At 67.8% G+C, this 22,145-nt stretch carries 19 protein-coding genes; 10 read left to right on the top strand and 9 right to left on the bottom strand.

Translation table 11 applies throughout. The annotated features are described in order from the left end of the window. Positions 1 to 109: 109 nt before the first annotated feature. From ftsH to OJA40_RS13435, 7 genes are all read right to left on the bottom strand, one after another. The gene (gene ftsH / locus OJA40_RS13465; RefSeq protein ID WP_423816504.1) at positions 110 to 2,083 is read right to left on the bottom strand and encodes an ATP-dependent zinc metalloprotease FtsH; all 1,974 of its coding nucleotides are present in this window, start codon (positions 2,081 to 2,083) and stop codon (positions 110 to 112) included. Positions 2,084 to 2,212: 129 nt separating this feature from the next. Further along, positions 2,213 to 5,191, bottom strand: coding sequence for a type IX secretion system periplasmic lipoprotein PorW/SprE (gene porW / locus OJA40_RS13460; RefSeq protein ID WP_263810910.1), 2,979 nt, complete (start codon positions 5,189 to 5,191; stop codon positions 2,213 to 2,215). A gap of 125 nt (positions 5,192 to 5,316) precedes the next feature. After that, the gene (gene pyk, locus OJA40_RS13455) at positions 5,317 to 6,747 is read right to left on the bottom strand and encodes a pyruvate kinase (RefSeq protein WP_208427479.1); all 1,431 of its coding nucleotides are present in this window, start codon (positions 6,745 to 6,747) and stop codon (positions 5,317 to 5,319) included. Between the two features lie 145 nt (positions 6,748 to 6,892). Next, entirely contained in the window at positions 6,893 to 8,068 is a 1,176-nt protein-coding gene (locus tag OJA40_RS13450) for a site-2 protease family protein (protein WP_263809434.1), read from the bottom strand. A 183-nt stretch (positions 8,069 to 8,251) separates the two neighbouring features. Next, positions 8,252 to 9,181, bottom strand: a complete 930-nt coding sequence (locus OJA40_RS13445) for a DUF3108 domain-containing protein (RefSeq protein WP_208427481.1) — start codon at positions 9,179 to 9,181, stop codon at positions 8,252 to 8,254. 69 nt (positions 9,182 to 9,250) lie between these two features. Next, entirely contained in the window at positions 9,251 to 9,676 is a 426-nt protein-coding gene (locus tag OJA40_RS13440) for a hypothetical protein (RefSeq protein ID WP_263791312.1), read from the bottom strand. Between the two features lie 311 nt (positions 9,677 to 9,987). Beyond that, positions 9,988 to 10,191 carry a hypothetical protein gene (locus OJA40_RS13435; RefSeq protein WP_043552131.1) on the bottom strand — a complete coding sequence of 68 codons (204 nt, stop codon included), beginning with the start codon at positions 10,189 to 10,191 and terminating at the stop codon, positions 9,988 to 9,990. A 237-nt stretch (positions 10,192 to 10,428) separates the two neighbouring features. On the opposite strand from OJA40_RS13435, the gene OJA40_RS13430 reads away from it, so the two are divergent. After that, positions 10,429 to 11,958 (top strand): SDR family oxidoreductase, encoded by a 1,530-nt coding sequence (locus OJA40_RS13430; protein WP_208426224.1) that lies wholly within the window; start codon positions 10,429 to 10,431, stop codon positions 11,956 to 11,958. 20 nt (positions 11,959 to 11,978) lie between these two features. Here the strand turns inward: OJA40_RS13430 and OJA40_RS13425 are convergent, their stop codons facing one another. Further along, entirely contained in the window at positions 11,979 to 12,473 is a 495-nt protein-coding gene (locus tag OJA40_RS13425; protein WP_208426225.1) for a TspO/MBR family protein, read from the bottom strand. Positions 12,474 to 12,737: 264 nt separating this feature from the next. Between OJA40_RS13425 and OJA40_RS13420 the strand changes: the two genes are divergently transcribed. The 3 genes from OJA40_RS13420 (at position 12,738) to OJA40_RS13410 (ending at position 16,402) form a co-directional block, all read left to right on the top strand. Then, a complete protein-coding gene (locus OJA40_RS13420; RefSeq protein ID WP_263810907.1) occupies positions 12,738 to 14,081 on the top strand; it encodes an APC family permease in 1,344 nt (447 codons plus the stop codon). Between the two features lie 51 nt (positions 14,082 to 14,132). Then, positions 14,133 to 14,753, top strand: coding sequence for an SAM-dependent methyltransferase (locus tag OJA40_RS13415; protein WP_208426227.1), 621 nt, complete (start codon positions 14,133 to 14,135; stop codon positions 14,751 to 14,753). A 212-nt stretch (positions 14,754 to 14,965) separates the two neighbouring features. After that, entirely contained in the window at positions 14,966 to 16,402 is a 1,437-nt protein-coding gene (locus OJA40_RS13410) for a sodium/proline symporter (protein ID WP_263809428.1), read from the top strand. Between the two features lie 2 nt (positions 16,403 to 16,404). On the opposite strand, the gene hisI is transcribed toward OJA40_RS13410, so the two are convergent. After that, on the bottom strand, positions 16,405 to 16,788 hold the full coding sequence (hisI, locus tag OJA40_RS13405) for a phosphoribosyl-AMP cyclohydrolase (protein WP_263791326.1): 384 nt from the start codon (positions 16,786 to 16,788) through the stop codon (positions 16,405 to 16,407). 86 nt (positions 16,789 to 16,874) lie between these two features. Between hisI and yidD the strand changes: the two genes are divergently transcribed. From yidD to OJA40_RS13375, 6 genes are all read left to right on the top strand, one after another. Then, the gene (gene yidD, locus OJA40_RS13400; RefSeq protein WP_263810905.1) at positions 16,875 to 17,198 is read left to right on the top strand and encodes a membrane protein insertion efficiency factor YidD; all 324 of its coding nucleotides are present in this window, start codon (positions 16,875 to 16,877) and stop codon (positions 17,196 to 17,198) included. Positions 17,199 to 17,890: 692 nt separating this feature from the next. Beyond that, positions 17,891 to 18,034 carry a hypothetical protein gene (locus tag OJA40_RS13395; protein ID WP_263809424.1) on the top strand — a complete coding sequence of 48 codons (144 nt, stop codon included), beginning with the start codon at positions 17,891 to 17,893 and terminating at the stop codon, positions 18,032 to 18,034. Next, positions 18,027 to 18,383, top strand: coding sequence for a transcriptional regulator (locus OJA40_RS13390; RefSeq protein ID WP_263810903.1), 357 nt, complete (start codon positions 18,027 to 18,029; stop codon positions 18,381 to 18,383). The genes OJA40_RS13395 and OJA40_RS13390 overlap by 8 nt, the downstream gene beginning before the upstream one ends. A gap of 159 nt (positions 18,384 to 18,542) precedes the next feature. Beyond that, on the top strand, positions 18,543 to 20,087 hold the full coding sequence (gene cysS / locus OJA40_RS13385; protein WP_263810902.1) for a cysteine--tRNA ligase: 1,545 nt from the start codon (positions 18,543 to 18,545) through the stop codon (positions 20,085 to 20,087). Between the two features lie 112 nt (positions 20,088 to 20,199). Next, positions 20,200 to 21,225, top strand: a complete 1,026-nt coding sequence (gene hemB / locus OJA40_RS13380) for a porphobilinogen synthase (RefSeq protein ID WP_208426232.1) — start codon at positions 20,200 to 20,202, stop codon at positions 21,223 to 21,225. A gap of 94 nt (positions 21,226 to 21,319) precedes the next feature. Then, on the top strand, positions 21,320 to 21,838 hold the full coding sequence (locus tag OJA40_RS13375) for an HhH-GDP family DNA glycosylase (RefSeq protein ID WP_208426233.1): 519 nt from the start codon (positions 21,320 to 21,322) through the stop codon (positions 21,836 to 21,838). Positions 21,839 to 22,145 lie beyond the last annotated feature (307 nt).

The following is a 22,145-nucleotide window of genomic DNA, read 5'->3' as shown; positions in this document are numbered from 1 at the left end:
TAGGCGTGCCCAAGCCGGGTTTCTTCTTTGCAGAAGGGGTCTACGAGACGATGATCGACGGGGTTTCCGCGCGCCACGACACTTCGTCGGATTCAGACGAACTTCCATCTTATTCCTGTGACGAGGGAGACGCCCCCTCTGCGGCGGCGGAGTTCCGAGAGGTCCCCTCGCCCTCTTTGAGCCATGCGTACTCCCCATGCGGAGGGGGGCCGAGGAGCGCCACGAGCGCCTCGACCCCGAGCACCTCTTCCCGAAGAAGCCTCTCGGCCATCTCGTCCAGCAGCGGGCGCTTTTCTTGGAGAAGGTCGTTCGCCCGGGCCCGCGCCTCCCCGACAATGTCGGCCACCTCCTCGTCAATGGCCGCGGCCATGGCATCCGAGTAGGGCTTCTCGAACAGGGAGCCGTCGGCACGGCGCTCGGCCCGGTTGTAGCTGAGGGGCCCGATGCGGTCGCTCATCCCGTACTCCACGACCATCGCGTAGGCCGTCTCCGTGACCCGTTCGAGGTCGTCTTTTGCCCCGGTCGTCGCCCGCCCAAAGACGATCTCTTCGGCCCCCCGTCCCCCGAGGGCCATCGTCATCCGGTCCATCAGCGCCTCCCTCGAATAGAGGTCTCGTTCCTTGGGGAGGTGCTGCGCGTGCCCGAGCGCGGCCAGGCCCCGAGGCACGACCGAGACCTTCACGACCGGGTCGGTGTGTTCGAGGAACCACCCGACGATGGCGTGTCCCGACTCGTGGTGGGCGATGACGCGCCGCTCCTCCGGTGAAATCAGCTTGTTGCTTCGCTCCAGTCCCGCCATGACACGGTCGAGGGCCTGGTCGAAGTCGTCCATCTGCACCGCGTTTCTGCCCCGCCGCGCCGCCAGGAGGGCCGCCTCGTTGCAGACGTTCGCAATTTCGGCACCGGCGAAGCCGGGCGTCTGACGCGCCAGTGCCTCGGGATCGACCGACGCGTCCAGGCGAAGGTCCGCGACGTGGACCCGAAAGATGTCGGCCCGCTCAAGTCGATCGGGCTTGTGGATGGAAATCTGTCGGTCGAACCGCCCCGGGCGCAGGAGGGCAGAGTCGAGCACGTCGGGCCGGTTGGTGGCCGCCATGATGACCACCCCCTCGTCGGAGTCGAACCCGTCCATCTCGACGAGCAGCTGATTCAGGGTGTTGTCCCGCTCCCCGGTGCCGGCGCCTCCCGGGCCGCCCCGCGCCCGCCCGATGGCGTCCACCTCGTCGATGAAGATGATGCAGGGGGCCCGCTCTTTCGCCTGGTCGAAGAGGTCCCGCACCCGACTCGCCCCTACGCCCACGAACATCTCCATGAAGTCCGACCCGGAAATGGATGCGAAAGGCACCCCCGCCTCGCCGGCCACGGCCTTCGCCAGGAGGGTCTTTCCGGTGCCGGGCGGCCCCACCAGTAGAACGCCGGTGGGGAGGGCGCCCCCCAACCGCGTAAACTTCTGGGGGCGTCGTAGGAACTCGACGACCTCCGCCACCTCCTCCTTCGGCTCGGCGAGTCCGGCCACGTCGTCGAAGGTCACGCGCCGCCCGCCCGTCCCTTCGAAAAGCGCGGCCGCGTCGCCGCCAAGCTGCTCTCCGCGCCCCCCTGTCCCTGTGGCCATGCGCCGCATGAAGAAGAACCAGAGGCCCACGATAAGCCCCAGGGGCAGCCCCCACAAAAGAAGGGTCCCGACCCAGTCGCTTTCCTGCGTGGCCGCAAACGTGACCGGGGTCGTGCCCCTCCCCCTCGCGGCCTCGTTGTGGCGTTGCAAGAACGCCGTCAACTCGTGGGCGGTGGGCTTGTGGGTGGCAAAGGCACGCCGCGAGCGGTCGACGACGGCCCCCATCGGGGCGGGCGGGGGCGGGCGGGTCTCGACCCGATCGTTCTGTACCGCCGTGGCCGTGTAGGTCCCGTTAATGCGCTTGCCGTTGACGATCTCGACCCGCTCGACGTATCCCGACTCCACGTGCTCGAGAAACGTGCTGTACTCGACACGCACGGGGGCGCTCGCCTGCTGCCACTTGATCCCGAGATGAACGAGAAGAGCCAGGAGGATGGCGCCCCCGATCCAGAACACATATGGGGAGTGCATGGTCGTCCACACCGGCTGCAGGCCGGGGCCGCTCAACGGGGAATCAGCATTGGAGGGCATGGCCTCGGGCGACGACACGATGCAGAAACACAAACCTAGGCGAGAGGGGTCGTTCGGATTGTCCCTGGCTCAGGTCGGGGGGCGGCACGACGCGTTCGCCTGCAGGGAAGAAGCACTCCGGGTCGGCGTTGCGGACGAATCACGACGCTGGAAGGGCGTGGCCCTCTCTCGTCCAGATTGGGACGGGGTCGTGAGCGCGGGCCGACGACGGGCAGCAGGGCCTGCTGCCTCGTCGGGCGGCCGCGGGCGGTCCTTGGTGGTGTCTGCCTCCGGAGCAACGGTCCCCGATTCCCGGTTCGCTCCGGGGCCGCCCGGCGCTCCCGCACCGGTCGAATCCCCCGTGGTGCCCCTTTGTGCGGTGCGCCGCTCGCGCAGCTGGTCGAGAAGGGCCTGTGCTCGCTCCGCCTCGGCCGTTTCGGGATAGCGGGCCACAAGGTGGGCCAGGAGAAGCTCAAACGGATCGGCCGGCTTTCTCCGCGATTGGGGGGCAGCACTCGTGGAATCCGACCGCGCCGTCTCCCTCGCTACGGCGGACGTGGGCGCATCCGGTGGCCCGGATCGCCCCGAGGGGCCCGTTGTTGTGTCCCGGACGACGGAAGGCGACGCCACCGCACTGTCCGACGGCGTGCCCGACGCCCCCTGGTTCGCTACGGCCGTTGAGTCAATCATCCGGCGCGGCGGCCCTTCGGGGACACTGGCGTCCGTCGTGTCGGCGGGGGCGGGCCGCGCCGGGGTCGCGGCGTCCGATGAGGGGGGCTCGGGGGCCGTCGCGTCCGGGGACGGGCTGCCTGTCGGGTCGGGGCCGGGATCAGGGGCGTCGGCCCGCGCCAGTGAATCCGCGTAGCGCGTAAAACGGGCCCGCCCCTGCCCACTCGAATCGTGGCGGGCGGTTCGATGGTACACGACCCCGGCGGCCAGCAGCGCGCGCGGCGCCACGCTCGTTTCGCGATACGCGTCGGCCACCGTTAAGAACGCCCTGAGGGCCGCATCGTGGCGACCACTTCGCCACGCCTCGTAGGCCCTGGCGTACGCCGAATCCGCCCGGCTCACCGCCCGCCCCGGGGCTTCGTCGGTCGTCGCCAATCCCAGCTGTTCACGGGCCCGCCTCGCAATGGGCGTGTCGGGGTGCTCGCTGATGAGGCGCCGGTACACGTCGTCCCCGGCGGCCGTATCGCCCTGTGCCCGGTGCGCCTGGGCCAACCCGTAGAGGGCCTGGGGCGCCACCGGGTGATCCGGCGTCTCGTCGAGCACCCGACGAAACCAGGTCTGCGCCGAGTCGGGACGGCCTGCCGCCCGGAAGAGCGCGTTGGCCAACTCGTACTGCGCAACGGCCCGCTGGTCTTTCATCTCCGCCCGACTGATCGAGTCTCGCGGCACGGCCGACACGTCCACGACACCGGCCGCTGTGGACGAGCCCGCGGACGACTGCGGGCGGACCCGGTCTTCGGTCTGGTCGGCACGCGGGCGGGCGTCCGGACGCCCGCGGATCGCCTCTGCACGGCGCCAGTCGTCCATGAGGGGCCGGTCGCCCCACGTCTGCTCGAACTGGCGGCGTCCCTGCTGCACGAGGGTCGGATCGCGATGAAACAGGAAGCCGGCGTCGGCCCCCTGCGTCTGGACGGCGGGCTGTCCGGCCGAGGGGGGGGAGGCGTCTCCCGCCGCCGGACGCCTCCCGCCCCGGAACCGCGGCTGTCGGCGTGTGCGCTGGGCCCGCGCCTCCTGCTCTTCCAGTCGCCGCTGGCGAATCTTCTCCACGACGGCCCGGAACTCCGTAGGGGCCATGCGGCCGAGGCGCAGAAGGGAATCCATCCGGGCGACGGCCTGGGAGCGATCCGCCAGTTTTCGGAAGCGGTCCGCCTGGGCCCTCGCGTCCGATGGCGCCCGCGGAAGGACCTGGGCCGCCTCCGCCGCCCCCGCCCCCGTTCCTCCATCTGGGCCGGGCGAGAGGGTCGCCGAGGCCGTGTCGAAATGCGCCGCGGCCCGGGTGAAGTCCTCGTACGCATCCCGGTACAGCGTCGCCAGCTCGTAGTGAGTTCGCCCCTTCCCGCTCCCTCGTGGCGCCTGGTCGCCCCGCAGAACGGCCGTGAGCACCTGCCGGGCCCGGTCGGGCCGTCCCTGCGCGCGATGCAGCCGGGCACGAACCCGGGCAATCTCCGCCCGCATCTCACGGGTGTTGTCGTCCCGCTCCAGCTCTGCCAGCCGCTCTAGGGCCCGTCCAGGGGGGCCGGTCTCCCCGCCCAGTTCGACGGCCGCCAGCTTGGCGGCGAACGCCAACGGGTACGGCGGGTCGTACCCCGATACCTGTCGGTAGGCCGCCCGGGCCCCCTCGGGATCGTCGAGCGTTTCGCGCACCTGCCCCAACAGAAAGGCAGCCCGGGCGCCCGTCTCGTCCGGCAGGTTGTCGTTCAGGCCCTGGGCCAGGGCCTGTTCGGCCGCCGCCCAGTTCTCCTGCCGCACGAGGAGCTCCCCCTGTACCACTCGCATTCGGGCCGCCCAGCTGCCGTACTCCTCCCCCGAGTCCAGTCCCGTCCGGAGGGCTTCTGCGGCCTCCCGGTACCGGCCGGCCACCACCAGCGTCTGGGCAAGCCGGAAGCGGGCCTCTCCTTCCCGCTCCGGTTCGAGGGCAATCGCCTCCCAAAATTTCTGGACCGCCCCCACGTAGTTCTGCTGGTAGTACCGGGACCGTCCGATGAGGAGCAGCGCATCGTCGACCCACTCCGAGTTGGGGTGCTCGCGCAACACGGCTGCGCTCTTCTGAATCGCTTCCTCAAAGGACGACTGGCCGGCCCCTCCCTGGGGCGGCGGAAATACCGAGAGGTAACGAGTCCGGTCGATGTCTCCCCCCGACTCGTTCACCGATTCGAGTCCGGACTCGAAGGCTTGCGTGGCGTTGTGGAAGGTATTGTAATAGGCCGTGAGGTCGTCGTACTGGCGACCGATGAACGAGCCCCGCCCACAGCTCATCAGCAGTCCGGCCCCGACGAGGAGAAAGAGGAGGCCGCACACCGTACGGACCTGTGTCCGTCCCCGAGGAGAAAAGCGACCCATGTCGACACGCCAGTCGCGTCGGGAAAGAAGAGAAACCACTCGCAAGTTCTACAATGGAAGCGCGCCGCCACGGGATCCGTCTGGAACGGCTCCACGCCCCGCCCCCCTCCTGCTGCGAATCCTTCCTACTGCACGGTGCTGACGTGGACGGTGTTGGTGCGCCCGCGGGCCGGCAGCGGCATTCCGACGGTCAGCACCACGTGGCCGCCCGACCTCACCAGGTCGTAGTCGTGCAGGACGCTGTGCACACGCGCAATGCCCTGGTCGGTGTCTTGCTGGAAGGGGATGTAGAAGGCCTCGGTGCCCCAGAGGCTTCCAAGCTGGGCCACCACCCGTTTGTTGTCGGTGAAGGCGTAGATGGGCATGCTGGGCCGGTGTCGGGCGATCGAGCGAGCGGTCGACCCCGAGTTGGTCAGGCAGCAGATGGCCTCCGCCCCCACCTGCTCGGCGAGGCGACAGGCCGTGAAGCTAACACTGTTCGTTACGTTCGCCCCTTGCTCAAAGTGATCGGGCGTCATGGTAAGGGCCCGTCGTTCCTCGTGCCAGTAGGACTCGGCCTGACGGATGATCTGGTTCATCGCCTCCACGACCCGAACCGGATGATCCCCAACCGCCGTCTCGGCGGAAAGCATCACCGCGTCGCTGCCGTCGAGGACCGCGTTGGCCACGTCACTCGCCTCGGCGCGGGTCGGGCGCGGGTCCTCCACCATGCTCTCGAGCATCTGCGTGGCCGTGATGACGGGCTTGGCCGCCTCCATGCTCTTGCGGATGAGTCGCTTCTGGGTGCCGGGCACCTCTTCCATCGGCATCTCGATGCCAAGGTCGCCCCGCGCCACCATGATGCCGTCCACGACCTCCAGAATCTCGTCGATGTTGTGGACGGCCTGCGGCTTCTCGATCTTGGCCACGACACTGGTCTTCTTCCCGGTCTCCTCGATGCGGTGGACCAGCGCCTCCACGTCGGACCGTTCCTGCACGAACGAAAGGGCCACGACGTCCACCTCCAATTCGAGCCCGAGCTCGAGGTCCTTCAGGTCCTTCTCCGTCATCGGGGGCGTGGAGGCCTGCAGGTCGGGCAGGTTTACCCCCTTTCGAGACCGCAGCGGCCCCCCTTCCACAACCGTCGCCCGGAGCTGCGAGCCGTTCGTCTCGGTGACCCGGAGTTCGAGCAGGCCGTCGTCGATCAGAATGCGCTCCCCCTCTCGGGCGTCCCGGGCGAGGGCCTCGTAGTCGATGAAGATGTGCTCGTTCGTGCTCTCCCGCGGGGTGGCGGTGCTCACCCTCACGTCGTCCCCCTCCGCCAGCATGACCGAGTCGTTCTGGACCGTCCCCACTCGAATCTTGGGGCCCTGCAGGTCCTGCAACACCGTTATTCCCTTTCCTTCCGCCTCGGCCACCTCCCGAACGGTTTCCACGCGTTCCCGGTGCTCCTCGTGGGTGCCGTGGGAGAAGTTCATTCGGGCAACGTCCATTCCGGCCGCGAGCAGGCGACGGAGTGTTTCCGGGTCCGTCGTGGCCGGGCCCAGCGTGCAAACGATTTTTGTTCGGCGGTCCATGCTTTCGAAGCGGGTGGGGAGACAGTACGCGCAGGGAGGGGCCTGCGCTTCGAGGTGCGCCGCGGCGCAAGCCGCCCCAAATCTAGAAGAGCCCACGTGGAAATGCACGACGAGAGCCGCGTCCGCCGGATTTCCCCAGAAGTCTTCACGGGACGGGTGGCGCCCCGGAGGAGGCCGCCCCGTCCGGGCGCTCCCGCAGTGGCGCCTCGGAGAGCTGGTCGCGCGGGACTCGCGAGTGCGACCGCGTCTCCAGGGCACTCGACACCATGATGAGCTCCCCCACGTTCTCGAGGGTGAGGAGGCCGACGAGCTGCCCCCCGTCCACGACCGGCACGGTCGAACAGCTCCGCGCGTTCATCTGCTGGAAGACCTCGTCGAGGGGGGCGCTCGGGGCCGTGGTGAAGCAGTCCGCGTCGGCCACCTCCGCGACCGGGGTGTCGCGGCCGTGCTCGGACAGGGCCTGGATGAGCTGCTTGCGCCGCAGCAGGCCCACGACGGTGCCCTTCTCCAGGACCGGAAAGTCGTGGTCGGTGCCGGCCAGAAGCGCATCCACGGCGTCGTCGAGGGTGTCGTCGACCGTCAGGGTCGCGAACCGCGTCACCATCGCCTCCCGCACCGGCGTCCCCTCGGTGAAGGCGCGGTACATGGCCTGCTTCGACTCCTGCTGGGCCCCGACGTACACGAACAGGGCGATAAACAGGAGCACTGGATTCCACGTCATGATCCCGAACAGCCCGAACAGGACCGCCATGCCCTGCCCCACGTTGGCGGCCGTCTGGGTGGCCTGGGCGTAGTCCCAACGGAGCGCCAGAAGCGCCCGCAGCACGCGCCCCCCGTCCATCGGAAAGGCGGGCAGCATGTTGAAGACCGCCAGCACGGCGTTAATCCACATCAGGGACGCCAGGGCGTGGCTGCCCGGCGCCTCCAGCGCCGCCGGGGCAAGGGTGCCCCCGGTTACCAGCAGCACGAGGGCGAGCGCGAAGGCAATCACCACGTTCACCGCCGGCCCGCCGATGGCGATCCAGAACTCCTTCATCGGCTCGGACGGGATGCGCTCCAGCCGCGCCAGTCCCCCGATCGGATAGAGCGTGATGCTCCGCGTGGGCACCCCGAAGCGACGAGCGGTTAGGGCATGGCCGAGCTCGTGAAGAATTACACACACGAACACCCCAAGGATGAGCCCCATTCCCGAGAGGGCCGCGCCCAGGCTCTGGCTCTGGACGTAATAGTAGGCGAAGATGGCCGCAACGAGCAGCAGGAAGGTCCAGTGCAGGAAAATCCCAATCCCCGCTACGGACCCGACACGGAGTGAACGCTTCATGCACCTGTGTGAATTGCTCCTTGAGTTCGGCCTGTGCCAACGGCGACGCGCTGGGCCATGGTTCCCCCGGACTCGACCGCTGACGAGGGGTGCCCGCCCCCGTTCGGCCCATCAGACACGGGACCGGGGATGAAGACCGCCCCCCAACGGCCTCCCGCACGGCTCAAACGAACGGCCGACGCCTCAGGGACGGTCGTCGATGCGGTCCAGCTTCGGCCACAGGTTCTCCCGCCAATATGGGGTTCGGAGGTGCTCGACGAGTGTCACCTGGTATCGGCCGCCCTCCGCCTTCATGCGAACGAGACGCCGCTCCAGCCCGGTGCCGCGCCAGTAGGTCTCGGTCGTATCGCTGGTCTCCCCGATCGGGGAGGGCACTGGCGTCTCGTAGTGCACAACAATGCGCTCCGTGTCGTGGGTGCCCGCCTCGGTCTCCACCGTCTCCGTTCCCGCACGAACCGCCCGGGCCGGGACGTACGCACTGCTGTCCGCGACGGGAACAGAAAAGGAAAGCGTGTCGGCCGCCCCGAAGTCCAACGCCCGAATCAACAAAGGAAGCTGAGCGGGCGGGTACGCCTTCGGGCGGTGGGCAAAAGAGGCGCGGCGGTTGCCGTAGTCGTCGCTCCGCGTCCGCACCTCCACCGGCCCGTCCGGCGGAAAGGCCACTTCGCGGTAGCGGTTCGAACACCAGTCGAAGCTGGTAAACGATTGCTTGAAGGGCCGGAGGTCGTTCTGCCGTGCGTTGACGACCCAGTTGCGCTTGTACTGGTACGAGCCGCTCTCAAGCTCGTAGAATGCGGCGTACTTGAACGACGAGACGCCCGTGCCGTCCGTCACTTTCGTCATGTCGGCCGGGCTGAACCGGTGCTTCACGAGGTACGTCCCCATGATGAACGCCTGCTCCTCCGCCCGGCCGTACTGGTCGCGGGTCCGCTCGACCCGATAGAACGCCACCTCCGCCTGGCCGTCGTTCCAGACCTCCGCCGTGAGGTACTGGCTGTCCGTGATCGGGTCTGCGTCGGGCTCCGACGAGGTGGGAGCGCGACTGCACCCGAGGGCGAACCCGAAGAGAAGAAGGGAGCCCACTGAACAGAGCGCGAGGGCACGGGGCCACATGAGTTGGGACGGGTCGGTGGACGATCACGGCGGGTGGTGTTGCCTTTCGTCGGCGCCCCGGGGCCTTCGTTACGTGTCCCCACGCCGGAACAGCCACCATCCCAGCCCGGCGAGCAGGCCAATCACGACGGCCGCCGTAAGAACGGGCCGGCGGCGCAGAACTGCCCGCAAGGGCTGCGTGGGGCGCACCTCAATGCCGTCGAGGTTCAGTAGGCGCCCGATCGCACCGGGCCGCGCCTCAGCCCCAAGGCGGGCCACGGGGTCGCCTCGAAGCCGCACCTCCACGGTGAGCCCCGCAATGTCGAGGGCTTCGTGGACGCGGCCGGTCGTCCGCGCTCGTTGGGGCGACGCAAACGGCCCCGAGGCGAGAAGACGGCGCCCGGCCCGAAGGCTCGAGAGGTCCACGACAATTCGGTCTCCCGTCCCCCGAATGTCGATGTCCTCTCCGTCAACGGCCAACTGGAGATCAGCGAGAACTTCGAGGGGAAGGGCCATGTCGGTTGCGGGGGGGTTGTCAGCACCTGCTCTCCAGGGACCGGGTCAACTACCGGGTGGGACACAGGCTGGAGATGAAAAAGTGGAGGGCGCTTTTCGGGGGGGAGGGAGGGGGGTACTACGGTTCAGCGTGCCCCCGGCGGTCCGGGCCCGTCGGACGTCGGGGCCCGCCGCGTCTTTTGGAACGACCTCAAAGATGCCAGGGCGTCGACGTGCAAAGGTCGGCACCGGCGGGGGCTGGTGACATCGGCAGAGGCGCATGCACGCCCCCGCCGCGCCGACACGGAAGTGGAAGCGCGTTGGAAACTGGTTTACGATTCGTTGTCTTTCGTCCGAATCTTTAGGGTCCCGTCCATATTCCAGTGAGCATGCCGGGCGTCGCCACCAACCTTGCTGGGCACCTGAAGGTCGAAGTCCTCAAACTCGTAGGTGATCTGGGCGCCTCGACCCGTGAGCTTGTCGTACAGACCGATGGCGAGCTCCGGCCATGTTTTGGTGTCATCTACTTCAGCCATAACTGCGTGCGGGTTCGTTTTTGGATGTGTATAGGAGAAACTGACCTCGGGGCTCGCACCTGTTCGAGGTTCACCCACATGGAAGTCCACAAGGGATCTCTGGTTTCCGTCTCGAGGTGAAACATTCTCGTAATGGGACATCCGTTGTGACAATCCGGCTTCGCACGCATTCGTAACCTATTTTCCTCCTCGTCCGTGTAAGGAGCCGTGCCACGGACCCCATACTTTGCTTCCTCCATGTCCCCCTCCTCCTCGACCGTACTTGTGACCGGCGCCACCGGATACGTGGGCGGCCGCCTCGTTCCCTGCCTGCTCCGTGAAGGATACGCGGTGCGGTGCTTCGTGCGAAGTGCCGAACGGCTCCAGGCCCAGCCCTGGAGCGACGACGTGGAGGTGGCGGTGGGCGACGCCCTAGAGGCCGATACCGTGCCGCCCGCCATGGAGGACGTGGACGCCGTGTACTACCTCATCCACTCGCTTGGGGCCGGTGAGGATGCGTTCGAAGACAAGGACCGACGCGCCGCGACCAACATCCGGCGTGCCGCCGCGGCGGCCGGCGTGCAACGGATCGTCTACCTCGGCGGCATGCGTCCGAAAGGGGAGCGACAGTCGAAGCACCTCCAGAGCCGCATCGAGACGGGCAAGGTGCTGCGGGACGGGGCGGTGCCCGTCACGGAGTTCCGCGCCGCCCAGATTGTCGGGTCGGGAAGCCTGTCGTTTGAGCTGGTGCGGTACCTGACCGAACGGGTGCCCCTCATGATCTGCCCCCGGTGGGTGCACACCCCGACCCAGCCCATCGCCATCCGGAACGTGTTGCAGTATCTGGTGGCGGCGCTTCAGCAGCCGGACAGTGCGGGGGAGATCGTCGAGATTGGGGGCTCCGACGTGTTTACCTACGCCGAGATGTTCCAGATCTACGCCGAGGTGCGCGGCCTCAACCGGTGGGTCGTCAACGTGCCGTTCTTGACCCCTCGGCTCTCTTCACACTGGATCGGGCTCGTTACCCCGGTCTCGAACAGCATTGCCCGTCCGCTCATCGAAGGCCTCGACAACGAGGTGGTCGTGGAGGACCCCGAAAAGGCGCACTCCCTCTTCCCGGACGTCGAGCCCATCTCGTTCGAGGCGGCGTTGCGGCTTGCCCTGCGGCGGGCGGAAACGGGGACCATCCCGACCGTCTGGAACAGCGCCGTCTCCTCGGTGCCCGACGAGGCGCCCTCGACCCGCCTGGAACTCAGCGAGGGCCTGTACCGCGAGGAACGCGCCGTGGACGTGGACGCCCCGCCCGCCCTCGTCTTTGACACCATCGAACAACTGGGCGGCGACACCGGATGGCTGTACGGGGACGCCCTCTGGCGCCTGCGTGGCTGGATCGATCAACTCGTCGGCGGGGTCGGCTTCCGCTACGGACGGCGAGACCCCGATGCCCTCCGCGTCGGCGACACGGTCGACTTTTGGCGGGTCGAGACGCGCGAGGACAATCAGCTGCTCCGCCTGCGGGCGGAGATGCGGCTCCCGGGCCGTGCCTGGCTGCAGTTCAAGGTCTCCCCCCACGAGGACGCCAACGCCCGCAGCCGCATTACGCAGACCCTCTTCTTCGAACCCAAGGGGCTGACCGGGACGCTGTACTGGTCCCTCGCCCGCTGGGTACACGGCCCCCTGTTTGCCGGCCAGCTCCGCGCCCTGGCCGACTGGGCCGAGGAGCGCACCGCCGACGGGGACGATTCGCCCCAGGCCTCGACGGCACGGAGTGTGCCCACTTCTGCATAGACGCCCTCGCCCCGCCCCCGTCAGTTCAGGCCCCAGATGGCCGCGTTGAGCGCAAGGGCGTACGTCACCCACGCGAGGTACGGCACGAGCAGCCACCCCGCCACCGGACGGACGCGGAAAAAGCGGTCCATCGTCCAGGCCAGCAGTCCCCACAGCCCCAGAATCACGACGAGCCCGAGGGCGGGCGACCGGGCCCCGAAGAAGGCGAACGACCACCCGGCGTTGGCGGCAAGCTGAAGCCCGAACGCCGTGAGGGCCGTCCGGACCCGGGCCCGATCCGGGCCGCAACGCCACACCAGGAACGCGGCGACGCCCATGAGGGCGTAGAGCGTCGTCCAGGCCGGGGCAAACACCCAGTTGGGCGGGGTAAAGCCCGGCTTGGCGAGGGTCGGGTACCAGGTCGTGACGGAGGTCTGGGTGACCCACGCGGCCAACAGCCCGACCGCCTCACAGAACAGAATCGCCCCGAGGGCCTTTCCCGAAAGTGCAAGTACGCGGCGCCAGTCGTAAGACATCGTTCGGCTGGACAAGACAAGAGACTGCTGGTGCGCAAGGCAAGCCCCCACCGACGTTTTCACTACCGGCCATCCGTTTGGCCCCTCCCAAACCGAGACGCTCCTCACGGCGAACGTCCCCTGGCCGTATCCGTGTAGAGATCGCGAATTTTGCCCCGAGGCTCCTCAGGCCTCACAACCGTCGCTCCCGACCGGGCTCCGCCACCCTTCATACGTTGCCCCAGGGCACAGCGGTTCTCTCAATTCCCATTCGGGCCTTTCCACATGAACGACCCCTCTCAGGCGCGACTGGCTTCTAGCCTCTCGACTGTGGACGTCGTGGCCCTGACCGTCGGGGTGGTCATTGGGGCCAGCGTCTTCGAGACCCCCGCTCTCGTGGCCGGAAATACCGGCAGCGGCTGGGCCGCCCTGCTTGCCTGGACGTTGGGCGGCGGCGTGTCGATTGTGGGGGCGCTCTGCTACGCGGAACTAACCACGGCCTATCCCCACGCGGGCGGGGACTATTTTTACTTTCGGCGCGCCTTCGGGGACTGGCTGGCGTTCCTCTTCGCATGGGCCCGCCTCGTGGTGATCCAGACCGGCTCCATCGCCCTGCTGGCGTTTGTGTTTGGCGACTACGCCACCGAGCTGTGGCCGATCGGGGCGTACTCGCCGTCCATTTACGCCGCCCTGGCCGTCGCCGGGCTCACGCTGATCAACGCGCTTGGGGTGCGGCAGGGAAAACACGTACAGCGGGGCCTTACCGTCGCCACGATCGTGGGCCTGCTCGTCCTCATCGGGGCGGGCCTCTTTCTCGTGCCCGAGTCGGCCGGGCAGGCGGCCGCCACGGGGGCCTCGGAAGGCGGGGGCGGGAGCTTCGGCATGGCCATGGTCTTTGTGCTCCTCACGTACGGCGGGTGGAACGAGGCGGCCTACCTCTCCGCCGAGGTCCGCGACCTTCGCCACGACATGACGCGGGGGCTGCTCGGGAGCCTCGGCCTGATTACGGGACTCTACCTGCTGGTGAACTGGGCCTACCTGCAGGGGCTCGGCCTCGCCGGCATGGCGGGCTCGGAGGTCGTCGCGGCGGACCTGATGCGCGCGGCCCTCGGCGAGCCGGGGGCGAAGCTCATCAGCCTGCTGGTCGTGGCGGCGGCCCTCAGCTCCACAAATGCGACCATCTTCACCGGGGCCCGAACCAGCTTCGCACTCGGCCGGGACGTTCGCTTTTTTCGCTTCCTGGGCCGCTGGGACGCCGACACCGAGACCCCCGCCAACGCCCTCTTCGTCCAGGGGGCCGTCGCGCTCGGGCTGGTGGGCGTGGGCGCCTGGACTCGGCAGGGGTTCGAGGCGATGGTAGACTACACGGCGCCGGTGTTCTGGCTGTTTTTCGGGCTGGCCGGCGCGGCCCTCTTCGTTCTCCGCCGGATCGAGCCCGAGACGGATCGGCCCTTCCGGGTGCCGCTGTACCCGGCCGTTCCGCTGCTCTTCTGCGCGGCCTGTCTGTACATGCTTTGGTCCAGCGTGGCCTACGCCGGCACCGGCGCCCTGCTGGGCGTCGGGGTGCTGCTGGCCGGCATTCCCCTGCTGGCCCTGCGGACGGCCCGCTCTCAGGAGGCCTCCTCCTGAGCCCCCTCCACTCTCGCTCGCGTCCTCCTCCCCATTCACACTCAACGCCCCATGTCCCGCCTCCAATTCCTCCCGGTCGCTTTGCTCGCCCTCGGCCTCCTGCTGGGCCACGGGCCTCGGCCCGGATACGCCCAGCAGACGGACACCACCGCAGAGACGACAATTCCGGGCCTGAAGATGCCGCCCGAACAGGAGTCGGACGTGCCCTACGTACCGACCCCCAAGCCGGTCGTCGACCGTATGCTGGAGCTGGCCGACGTGGACGAGACGGATGTCATCTACGACCTCGGAAGCGGAGACGGGCGCATCGTGATCCGTGCGGCGCAGACGCATGGGGCGCGGGGCGTCGGCATTGAGATCGACCCCGACCTCGTGAAGAAGGCCCGCAAGAACGCCGAGGAGGCCGGCGTGGCCGATCTCGTCGAGTTCCGGCAGGGGGACCTCTTCGAGGCCGACATCAGCGAGGCGACGGTGGTAACGCTGTACCTGCTCCCCTCGGTCAACCAGAAGCTTCGCCCCATCCTGTTTGAGCAGCTGTCCCCCGGCACGCCGGTGGTGTCCCACGACTTCGACATGGGACGGTGGGCCCCGGACCGGACGGTCGACCTGGACGGGGATACCGTGTACCGCTGGACCATTCCGGACGAGATCCCCGGAGACCTGGACGAGTAGTCCCTCTCGGCCCTGCACGGCCCCTCTCACTCACGCCCCTGTAGACCGCTCGTCGCATGACCCTGTTCGGCCTTCCACTGGGCACAGCCGCGGCCCTCGCGTTCGTTGGGACCCTTCCCCTTCTCGCCTACGCCCTGTGCCGCGTCGATGCAAAGCGGGGGGATGGATACGTGACGATCCTTGGTCATCGCTCCTCAGCGTCCTAGCGTCCCATGTCAATCGGCCTCTCACTGACGTTCGGGCTCTACCTCCTCGTCCTCGTAGGGATCGGGATCTACTTCTTCCTCCGCACCGAAACCCGGCGCCTCACCGACTACATGCTCGCGGGCCGTGACGTGGGCACCTGGCCCCTGGCCCTCTCGGAGGTGGCCTCGGTGGCGAGCGGCTGGACGTTTTTCGCGTGGGTCGGGGTCGGGTTCACCACAGGCCTCCACGGGCTCTGGTTCTCGATGGCGATGCTCGTGGTCGTTCTCTTCTTGTACCGCTACGTGGCCCCGACCTTTCGGCGACAGTCGGAGGCGCTCGACAGCCAGACGGTGGTCGACCACCTGGCGCTCGTCTTCCGCGACTCCCCGTGGGGCCCGTGGATCCGGTGGACGGCCACGCTCGCGGTGGTGGTGTTCATGGCGTCGTACATCGGCGCGCAGATCATCGCGGTGGGGGAGGCCATGGAGACGGGCCTCGGCCTCAACTATTCAGTGTCGGTGGGGGCTGGGGGCCTGGCCGTCGCCCTCTACACGGCGCTCGGCGGCTTCGACGCGTCGGTCTGGACCGACTTCGTGCAGGGGCTGCTCGTGATTCTGGCGGCCCTCGCGCTCCCGCTCGTCGCCATCGCGGAAATTGGGGGCTGGGGCGCGTTCGTGACGGCGGTGCGGGCCGCGGACCCGACGCTCCTGTCGATGACGGCGGGGCAGACCGGCACCGCCCTCGCGCTCTCGGTTGGCTCCTGGCTGGCGTTCGCCCTCGGCGCCCTCGGCCAGCCGCACGGACTCATGCGGTTCCAGGCCATCCGGTCCGAGCGCCTGCTGAGCCGTGCCTCGGTCATCGCGCTGGCCTTTCAGGCCCTCCGCCTCACGGTCCCGCTCTTCATCGGGATGGCGGGCCGGGTGCTCTACGGCTCAATGAACGACCCCGAGTCGGCGGCGATGGAGATGATGGTGCAACTCTTCCCCGACTGGTTCGCGGGCTTGCTGCTGGCCGGCATCATCGGGGCCGTCCTGTCCACCTCCGACTCGATGATGCTCGTCACCGCGGCGGACCTGACCCGCCTCTACGAGACGCAACTCGCCGACCGCGTGCTCCCGGCCCGCATGATCCGCCTCGGACGTGGAATCGTGGGCGTGATGGCCCTGCTCGGGGTCGGCCTGGCCTACTGGCGGCCCGGGACGATCTTCGACATTATTGAGTTCGCCTTCGTGGGCCTCGGGGCGACGCTCGGGCTGCCCCTCGCCTTTCTGGTCTTGTGGCCGCGCACGACGGGGGCCGGCGTGTTCGCGGCCGTGGCCGCGGGCCTGGGGAGCGCCATCGGCAACCTGTACCTCTCGCCCGCCACGTTTCCCATCCTGGTGTGGCCCATCACCCTGACGGCCTTGCTGGGCGCGAGCTACGCCACCGCCCCCTCGTCGCCCGTAACGGCTTCGTCGTCGTAGGCCTACTCGTACACCGCGTCCGGATCGAACACCTTCTCGCCATCGGTCGTCCACCCGTCGGCGGCGGCGCGGCGGTGAAAGCACGACTGGAAGCCGGTGTGACAGGCCCCGCCCTCCTGGTGTACCCGAAAGAGCAACGTGTCGCCGTCGCAGTCGAGGCGGGCCTCTTCGACCGTCTGGGTGTGGCCACTCGTCTGCCCCTTCACCCATCGCTCTTGTCGCGAGCGGCTCCAGTACACCATCCGGCCGGTGTCGAGGGTTTCCTGAAGGGTGTCGGCCGTCATGTACGCCATCATGAGCACCTGGTCGGTCTCGGCGTCCTGCACGATCGCGGGGATCAGGCCGTCGTCGGTGAAGTCGGCAGCGTCGAGAAGCGGGTCGCTCATTGCGGGAGACGGCAGGTTCGAGGCAGGAAAGAAGTATGAGGTTGATCGTTCGAACCTGTCTCCAGGCCTGCTGTTTTACCCGTGGCATGAACAACCTTTCTTCCTCAATGCGCCGCGCCCTTTCCCTCCTGGCCCGCCTCCCGCGCCTGCTCTTGATTGGGCTGGTGCGCCTGTACCAGCTCGTGCTCTCCCCGCACCTGGGGCGCACCTGCCGCTTTCACCCGACGTGCTCGGCCTATGCGATCCAGGCGTTTCGGGAGTACGGCGCGCTGAAGGGCCTCGTGCTCGCCATCCACCGGCTTCTTCGCTGCCACCCGTGGGGCGGACACGGCTACGACCCCCCGCGGTGGTTCGGAGAGGAGCATCCGGCCGCGGACGGCCGACCGAAGGCCACAGAAGAGCGGCAATGAGGCTGCTTGCATTTTTTCCCATCCGGTCGGCCCCACGGCGACCGTGCTGGGTTTGCGATGCAAACAGGTTTGCCCGGAACATCAACCACTCCGAGCAAACTCTTCTCCAGCGGTTGTTTGCCGTGCAAACGAGTCGGCTTCCCCAACAGGCCTCTCCTCGTCCGATGTCTTCCGCAGGAGCACGCGCGTCGGGCCCGCCTCGCTCTCCCGACTCGGTCCGGTTCTTTACTCAGTTCTATCATCAATTGAAGGGGCTCTGCTACGCGCCTGCAGGGGGACTGCTTCTTCTCGGCGTGCTCGGGGGTCTGCTGGTGCGTCCCCAGATCCTGATTGATGGAGCGCCCCTCGGAGCGCCTGCCCTCCTCGTTCTCACGTCCCCATGGATGTGGTACATGCACCGACGCTACGAGAGTGCGTATGGGCGGGTCCGAGGCCGAGGGGGACACGGGAGTTCCCTTGGGGATGTGTGGTCGGCATGGACTTTCATCCCCCTCTTGACGGGAGCCCTCTGCTGGATTGCACTCGTCACGTTTTCCATTCCCCTGCACACCCCCCTCGGCGACAACCATTTCCTCGTGTTTTTCCCAGGGTGGGTGCTAATTGTTGCGAGCCTACCGGCACCGCCCCCTCGTCTCCGCTGGACGTACGCGGCAACGGGCGTTCTCCTCTTCCTGGTCACTCTCCTCCCTCTGATGACGCCCAATATGGTCCTGGTGCAGGCCGTGAACTGCGGGCTCCTCGGGGCCGTCATCCTCGGGGTCGGGCTCTACAACCATCGCCTTCTCGTCGGCACCCTCGGCCCGATGGACGACCCGGAGGTGAGCGCCGATGCGTGATTCGGGCTCCGACGTGCCGTTTGAGCGTCTCGCCGAACTGGACAAGCTCATCCACGAGCCCGCGCGGCTGTCAATCCTCACGGCCCTGTCGTCGTGCGGGCAGGCCGACTTCACGTTCCTACAGCGCCTGACGGGCCTCACGCGGGGCAACCTCTCAAGCCACCTGTCGCGGCTCGAAGAGGCGGGCCTGGTGGACGTGGACAAGTCGTTTGCGGACAAGACGCCCGTGACGACCGTGTCGCTGAGCGAGAATGGCCGTCGCACGATCGCCCACTACTGGGACGACCTGCAGGCGCTCCGCGACGCGGCCGATCGGTGGGGCGCCGACGATATGGACGCCACGGAATGATTGGAACGACCCTGTCCCCTCGTCCCACTCCCACACGTTCCCGTCCGGCTCGTCTTCGGTCCACGGGGAAGTCACGGCACAATCCACGAGGCACGAGGTACAGCCGAACGGTCTGCCCAGTCACAACCTCCTCTCACCCCGCCGCCCGTCCACTCGCACATGCCGTCGCCCACGTTCCGCCTCTACAACACGCTGACGCACGAGACCGAGCCGGTCGAGCCAATCGAGGAGGAGCACCTCCGCTTCTACAGTTGTGGGCCCACGGTGTACATGTACGCCCACATCGGCAACTTCCGGTCGTTTCTGACGGCCGACCTCATCCGGCGCACCGCCGAGGCAATCGGGTGGGACGTGACCAACGTGAGCAACATCACGGACGTCGGGCACCTCACGCAGGACGATCTCGTGGACCCGGGGGGCGAGGACAAGATGCAACGGGCCCTGGAGCGGGAAGGCGAGCGCTTCGCCAACATCTACGACCTGGCGCGCCACTACACGGAGGCGTTTCTGGAGGACTGGGGCGCGCTGAACCTGCGCGAGCCGGAGGTGCGCCCCCGCGCCACCGAGCACGTCACGGACCAGCTGGAGGCCGTCATCGAGCTCGTCGAGAAGGAGCACGCCTACACGACCGATCAGGGCGTCTACTTTTCCGTCGAGAGCGTCGAGGACTACGGGCACCTCAGCGGCAACACGGAGGCCCAACAGCTACAGGCCACCGAGCGCGACGTGGTGGAGGACCCTGACAAGCGCGACCCGCGCGACTTTGCCCTGTGGAAGCACGACCCGCAGCACCTCATGCACTGGCACAGCCCCTGGGGCTGGGGCTACCCCGGCTGGCACATCGAGTGCTCGGTAATGGGCATGCAGTACCTCGGCGACCGCTTCGACCTCCACACCGGCGGCGAGGACCTGATCTTTCCACACCACGAGTGTGAGATTGCCCAGAACCAATCCCTCGCCGGGCACCAGGTTGTCAACTACTGGGTGCACACCCGCTTCCTGCAGGTGGAGGGCGAGAAGATGTCGAAGTCGAAGGGCAATTTCTACACCGTCCGCGACCTCATCGCCCCCGGCCCGGACGACGACCACGTTCCGGACTCGGTTCGGGAGCAGGGGGGCGTCGATCCACTGGCCCTCCGCTACGCCCTAATGCAGGGCCAATACCGCAAGCCGTTCAACTTTACCCTCGATACCCTCCACACGGCGGCCCGCCACGTTCGCCGGTACCAGGACGCAGCGGACCGCGTCGACGCGGCCCTGGCGGCGGACGCCGACGGCCCTGACGAATTGGGCGGCCGGCTCGGCCCCATCTACGACCGCACCCTTAAGGCGATGTGCGACGACCTCAACACCCCCGCCGCCACGGCCGCCGCCCTGGAGGGCGTGAAGGCCATCGAGCAGACGGATCGCCTCAATGGGGCGACGGCCCAAAGCGCCCGCAATTGGCTCGACCGCACGAATGCGCTCCTCGGCGTCGTCGAGCCCGAGGCGGACCAGCACACCGACGCGGGCTCCGAAAACGGGTTGGCCCCCGCTCACCTCTCCGACTCCATCGATACCCTTCTGGAGGACCGGGAGGCCGCACGCGCCGACGGGGAATACGCCCGCGCCGACGCCATCCGCGACACGCTGGAGGCGCTGGGCATCGAGGTCATGGACCGCCCAGAGGGCACGGAATGGCGCCGAACGGTAGAGCTGGAATGAGGAACGGGGACGAATACAACGTGACCCGTGAGGCGGGAAAGAGATTTCACTCCCCGTCGCCCCTCACGCGTCCCGCATCACGTCGCACGATTCACGCACCACTCCTGCGGCCATGAGTTCTTCTTCCGACTACGAGATCCCCATCCGACCGAGGCGACTCCGATCGACGAAAAACATCCGCCGCATGGCGCGGGAGACGCGGCTGTCGACGGACGACCTCATTGCGCCCCTATTTGTGATGGCGGGGGACAATCAGCGGGAAGAAGTCCCGTCGATGCCGGACACGTACCGTCACACGATCGACCGGCTCGTCGACCACGCAGAGACGCTGCATGCCCTCGGCATTCCGGCGGTGGCCCTGTTCCCGGCCCTCCCCGATCATCTGAAGACGCCGGACGCGGAGCACGCCCTCGACCCCGATCACCTCTACCCAAACGCGATCCGGGCCCTCAAGGACGCCGTGCCGGACCTGATGGTCATCACCGACACGGCCCTCGATCCCTACAACAGCGACGGGCACGACGGGATCGTGCGCGACGGCCACATCGACAACGACGCGACCATTCAGGTGATGCGTGAAATGGCGGTGCTCCACGCCGAGGCCGGGGCCGACATCATCGCCCCCTCCGACATGATGGACGGGCGCGTGGGCGCCCTCCGCGCCGCCCTCGACGACGCCGGCCACGCCGACGCCGCGATCCTGTCCTACACCGCCAAGTACTCGTCGAACTACTACGGCCCGTTCCGCGACGCCCTCGACTCGGCGCCGGAGGACAGGGCGGAGGCCCCGAGCACGGACATTCCTGAGAACAAGGACACCTACCAGATGGACCCGGCCAACGGCGAGGAGGCCGTCCGCGAGCTCATGCTCGACCTCGACGAAGGGGCCGACATGGTGATGGTGAAGCCCGCGCTTCCCTATCTCGATGTCATCCACCGCGTACATCAGCACAGCGACGTGCCGGTCGCCGCGTACAACGTGAGCGGCGAGTACGCCATGATCAAGGCCGCCGCCCAGAACGGCTGGCTCGACGAAAAGAAGTGCGCACTAGAGGCCCTCACCGGCATCCGCCGCGCCGGGGCCGACGTCATTCTGACCTACTTCGCGGAGGAGGTGGCCCGCTGGCTGGAAGAATGACGAATTTCAGGGGGCACGCTTCAAATTCGCTGTCCCCCTGTGTACGTTCCCCCCACACCCTCATCCCTCCATCCTCGACCCCCACACCTTGGAAATGGCAGTTGAGATTACCCACATCGACTACAGCGACCTCTCCGGCGGCCTCGTCCGCATGATGGACCGGTTCAAGGAGGAAGGCACCCTCACCGGCGAGATCGAAGACGACGACCGTCTGCGCGACGACCCGAACGCCGCCCTCCTCGGCCTGCTCTACGACCAGCGCGTCCGCGCCGAGTCGGCCTTTACCGGCCCGCTCCGCCTCAAAGACCGCCTTGGCCACCTCGACATGGAGGCGATCGCCGAGATGGACTTCGAGCCGTTCCAGGAGCACTTCTCTGAGTCGCCCGCCGTCCACCGCTTCGTCAACAAGATGGCGGAGAACACCCAGAAGGTGGCCGCCCAGGTCGCGGACGAGTACGACGGCAACGCCGCAAACCTGTGGAACGACGGTGCCGACCTCTCTCGCGTCGAGAAGCGCCTGCAGGACCTGCCCGGCTTTGGCCCGGCGAAGGCGTCCAAAATTAAGTACGTCCTGCACTACTTCGGCCACCGCGACTTCTCAGACGAGGCGTAGGGAGCGCTGTTCGAGACGAATCTACCGCACTCGTACGGAAGAGCGGCCCCCAATCTCTCCGCGGACGTGGATTCCTTCCCCCCTCCGGCGTGCCGAGACGCCGTCAGCGAGTCGGGAAACGAGCCTAGAAGCGCGGGGAACGGGACTCAGACACGCCGGAGAGGCCCGTGCCCACACAGGCGACGCCGCCAACCGACCGTTCTGGTTCCTACGTTCGTCGGTTGGCTGCCCGGTGTGCGGCACGGGCCCCCTCGGCCGGTACAGATTCACTGCGAGAAGCGGAGGCACGGGGTCGGCCCCCACACTC

This window comes from Salinibacter pepae, from assembly GCF_947077775.1.
Classification (GTDB): Bacteria; Bacteroidota; Rhodothermia; order Rhodothermales; family Salinibacteraceae; genus Salinibacter; species Salinibacter pepae.
Note: the sequence above shows the minus strand (reverse complement) of the source record. Positions and strands in the feature narration are given on the sequence as shown.